This window comes from Arthrobacter sp. Hiyo1 (assembly GCF_001263615.2).
Lineage (GTDB): Bacteria > Actinomycetota > Actinomycetes > Actinomycetales > Micrococcaceae > Arthrobacter.
Genome location: NZ_DF952473.1, coordinates 119686 through 123896, shown reverse-complemented (window position 1 = coordinate 123896; position 4211 = coordinate 119686). Strand labels below are relative to the sequence as shown.

General features: G+C 65.4%; 5 protein-coding genes and 1 pseudogene. All 6 read right to left on the bottom strand.

Features of this window, described 5'->3' with window-relative positions; translation table 11 throughout:
* The coding region (locus AHiyo1_RS16075) for an alcohol dehydrogenase catalytic domain-containing protein (RefSeq protein WP_148667625.1) at positions 1–282 on the bottom strand (282 nt) is incomplete at its 3' end.
* Complete coding sequence (locus tag AHiyo1_RS27035) at positions 279–1256, bottom strand: hypothetical protein (RefSeq protein WP_275937072.1); 978 nt, start codon at positions 1254–1256, stop codon at positions 279–281. The genes AHiyo1_RS16075 and AHiyo1_RS27035, both read right to left, overlap by 4 nt.
* Positions 1257–1274: 18 nt before the next feature.
* On the bottom strand, positions 1275–1799 hold the full coding sequence (locus AHiyo1_RS27030; protein WP_253257397.1) for a hypothetical protein: 525 nt from the start codon (positions 1797–1799) through the stop codon (positions 1275–1277).
* A 3-nt stretch (positions 1800–1802) separates the two neighbouring features.
* Positions 1803–3018, bottom strand: a pseudogene (manD, locus tag AHiyo1_RS16065) (D-mannonate dehydratase ManD).
* On the bottom strand, positions 3015–3884 hold the full coding sequence (locus AHiyo1_RS16060) for a 2-hydroxyacid dehydrogenase (protein WP_253257396.1): 870 nt from the start codon (positions 3882–3884) through the stop codon (positions 3015–3017). The pseudogene manD and the gene AHiyo1_RS16060 overlap by 4 nt, the downstream one beginning before the upstream one ends.
* A gap of 112 nt (positions 3885–3996) precedes the next feature.
* Positions 3997–4211, bottom strand: a 215-nt coding sequence (locus tag AHiyo1_RS16055; protein ID WP_253257395.1) for a substrate-binding domain-containing protein, incomplete at its 5' end; no start/stop codon positions are given.

The window sequence follows — 4211 nt, the reverse complement described above, 5'->3', positions numbered from 1 at the left end:
AATGCTTGCAGCTTCACCGGCCGCAATGACGACGGCGGCTCCCTCATGGCCGAGGACAGTGGGCTGCCGGAGGACATTGGTGCCGTTGCGGCCGTCGGCGAAGTAGTGCATGTCCGAGCCGCAGATGCCGCCCGAACGCATTTCAACGATGACATCTTTCGGCCCCATGGCTTTGAGGGGTTTCTCTTCGATCCGGAGTTCGCCTGCGCCGTGGAGCACTGCGGCTTCCGTGGTCAGCGGCAGGGAGGTTCCGTCGGCGCGGCGGACTGTTTGGGTGGTCATCGGATGCTCCGGGTCTGTGCGGGAAGTAGTGACGTTGACTCGGCGGCAGCGTTTGCGGCGGCGAGGGGACCTTGCCGGTGGATGATGTCGATCAGCTCGCCTGTGCGCCGGACGAAGCTTTCGCGGGTCGCGAGTTCGTCACCTAGGAGATGGTGTTCGCCGAGTACCTTCGCCGCGAGGTCCCGCCCGGAGCTGGATCCCGCTGCGAGGTCCTGGAGTGTCCCGCGGGCGGGGTCCTGCATCGCGTTGGCGTGGTTGCCGGGGTCGAATCCTCGAAGAGGTGCGATGCATGAGAGATACGCGGCGACGGTGAGGGCGAGGTAGTGGGGCATGGCCCCGGCGTCGAGCATTTCCAAGGCGGGAATCGGGATCCGCTGGCGGAGTTTGACGGATCCGTCGCTGCCTACCTGGCTGGTCCGGTGCCCCAATGCCGAATTGCGCCAACGCAGGAAGAGTTGCTCCTCGTAGGCGTCGACGTCGACGGCCCCTGGCACAGTGACGCTTGGCAGGTACTCGTCGCGGAGGACCCGGCGGGCGGCGGCTTCGATGTAGTCGATGCCAGCAGCATCGGGAATGGTGGCCGCTCCGGACAGCGCTCCGAGGTACGCGATCAGGGAATGGGTGCCGTTCAAGAGCCTGACCTTGAGTTGCTCATAGCCTGCGACGTCGTCCGTGAAGATCGCACCTCCGGCCTCCCAAGCAGGGCGGCCGGCTATGAAGTCGTCCTCCAGGATCCACATCGTGAATGGCTCTGCTGGCACGGGGATCTGGTCCGCATAGCCGAGTTGTTCGGCGACGAGGCTACGGTAGCGGTCCGTCGTGGCGGGCACGATCCGGTCCACCATGGATGACGGAAAGGTGACGTTCGCATCGATCCATTGCAGCGCCTCGGCGCCTCGCCGGCCGGGAGCAATGAGGCAAATTCGCGGACGAGCCGTTGGGTGTGGTGCCCGTTGTCCGCCAGGTTGTCGCAACTGAGGACCGTCACTGGTTTACCGTGGGTTCGTGCCCGCTGCTGAAGTCCGCGGACGATCTGCGATCGGGGTGCGGGGGGCAGCGCCGTTGGCGAGATCGTGCTGCACGTCAGGGTCGGAAACGTTCAGCGAGCCTGTTGCCGGGCTGTAGGTGTAGCCGTTTTCCGTGACCGTCAGGGACACGATGCGCGTGGTCTCGGCACCGATGACGGCCACCACGCGCTGCGGTTCCTGGGCCGCGACGAAGGCATCTGTGTGCACGCGAGGGGTCGAGAACTTCGATCCCTCGGGTGAGATTTCCACCACGGTGTAGAGCATGTCCTGGGCGTGCATGGCGTCGGTAATGGCTGAGGAACGGCTGGAAACTCCGATGATTCCCCAGTCACCACCGCGGGAGGCTATGGCGGCTTCCGTGTACACGGCCTGGTGTGCGCGGTGGAAGTTTCCGAAACCGAGGTGCACGATGCCGGGAGCCGGGGCGGCAGTTCGCCGAAGGATTCCTGGTGTTCCCGCGTTCAGCGGCGGCAGGATTGGTGTGGCCATGGGTCACCAGTCCTTCATGGAGCCATCGAGCTCCCGCGCGATGGGCAGGAAGGCCTGCGTGTACGGGAAGCGGGCTGCGGCTGCTTCGTCAACCTGGACGCCCAGGCCGGGCTCGTCACCTGGGTGCAGGTAGCCGTCCTCGAAGCGGAAGCTCGATTGGAACACCTCCGAGACCAAGGGGTCGTACCCCATGTACTCCTGGATGGCGAAGTTGCTGGTGGCAAGGCCGAGGTGCAGCGAAGCGGACAGTTGATGGGGGAGACGTCGGACGGGCCGTGGGGTGCGCCCTTGATCTGGTAGACCTCGGCGAGAGCAGGATCTTGCGTACGTGGGAGATGCCTCCGGCATGTACGACGGCGGTGCGGATGTAGTCGATGAGCCGTTCAGTGATGAGCAACTCGGCGTCCCAGACGGTGTTGAAGACTTCGCCGATGGCCAAGGGAATGGTGGTCTGCTGACGCAGCGTACGGAGCAACCGCTGGTTCTCGGCGGGGGTGGCGTCCTCGAGCCAGAACAGGTCCACGTCTTCCAAAGAGCGGGCCAAGCGGGCGGCTTCGGTGGGGTTGAGCCGGTGGTGGACGTCGTGGAGGAGCTTGAGCTCGGGGCCGACGTGCTCACGCACTGCGGAGAGGATCTTCGGGGCGTGGCGCAGGTAGGCAGAGGTGTCCCAGTCTTCTTCGACTGGACCGGCACCGCGTCCGGCCGGTTCATAACTCGCGGCACCCTTGGTGACGCCATAAACCTTGTCGAGGCCGGGGACGCCGGACTGGGCACGGACGGCGCGGAAGCCCTGCTCGCGGCGTTGGTCTATCGAGTCCAGCAACTCCGGAAGGTCCCAGCCGGTGGCGTGCGTGTACGTGAGGATCTTGTCGCGGGCCGCGCCGCCCAGGAGTTGGTAGACCGGAACCCCGAGGGCCTTGCCTTTGATGTCCCAGAGGGCGAGGTCGATGGCGCCGATCGCGGCCATGGTCACCGGCCCGCGGCGCCAGTATGCACCTTTGTAAAAGTATTGCCAGGTGTCTTCGATGCGGTCCGCGTCCCTGCCCAGCAGGGCTGGGGCAAGGTGATCGCGCAGATAGCTCGCGACAGAGAGTTCGCGGCCGTTCAGGGTCGCGTCACCCCATCCGACGATGCCGTCGTCGGTGGTGATCTTGAGGGTGACGAAGTTGCGGCTGGGGCTGGTTACCAGGACGTCGACGTCGACGATTTTTCGGGTCATCGGGAAATCACTACATTCTTCAGCGGCTGGTTCGTGGAAAGGCGGGTGATGTTTTCGGCAATCTCAAGTGCACGGCTGCGGAAGGTCTCTGCAGTGACGCCGGAGGAGTGCGGGGTCATGATGACGTTGTCCAGCCGGCCGAACGGCAGGGTGGAAGGGTCGCCGCGGCCGTCAGTGCCCGGGTATTGGTACCAGACATCAATCGCAGCGCCCGCGATCCGCCGGTCTTTCAGGGCTTCGTAGAGGGCGGCTTCGGCGACGACCGGTCCGCGGGCAATGTTGACGAGCAAGCCGTCCGGGCCGAGGTCGTCGAGTTCGGCCGCGCCTACGATGCCGGTGGTTTGCTCCGTGAGCGGAATGCTGACCACGAGGATGTCGGATTCGCTCAGTGCCTCGCCGAGGCGTTCGGTGGTACCTGCCCAGCGCAAGGAGTTCGCCTGTGCGTCCACGCTTCCGCTGCGGGTGATGGCGATGCCCTCGGCGCCGAAGGCCCTAAGGAGCGACCATGCTGCCCCGCCGATGTGCCCGAACCCGAGGAAGGTCACCACGGCGCCGCGGAGTGTTTCCGGTTGCCGGATCTCGGAAGAGTAGACGGAGGATGACCAGACACCGCTCCGCAGCGCCGCGTCCTGGCCGATCAGGTTGCGACGGAGGGCCACCAAAACCGCGGCGATATGTTCGGCAATGGAGCTTTCGTGGTGGAAGGTGTTCGCGCACACCGCCCCTGCGGGCAGTGCGGACGCGTCGATACCGTCGTATCCGGCACCGCCCACGTGGACCAGGCGCAAGTTGCCCGCGGCCGAGCCCATGGCTTCGGTGAAGCGTGGCCCGACGTAGACGTCGGCATCTTTGAGGTCGGTGAGCACCGCATGCTCGCTCCAGCTGTCGTGCCAGGAGGTGAGGGCGCCTCGGGGAGTGCGGCTTCGAAGGTGGAGCGGTGGGGCATCAGGTTGGGGTCTGCGATGACGATTCTCATGGCTACTTTCCCTGGAGGGCTTGCTCTGCGGTGCGCGCGGCAAAAGTGGAGCCACGCACGATGAGTTGGGAACTGAGGTGGACGGCTTCCGTGGCCATCGGCTTTCCGGCCATCTGCTCCAGGAGGAGCTCAAGGCTGAGGGCGCCGCTTCGGTCGATGGGTACACGGACAGAAGTGAGTCCGGGTTCTGCCGCGGCGGCAAATGTCGAGGTCGTCG

Coding starts and splice junctions, on each gene's coding strand:
- AHiyo1_RS27030 (WP_253257397.1), bottom strand. CDS start 1,799: ATGGCCACACCAATCCTGCCGCCGCTGAACGCGGGAACACCAGGAATC.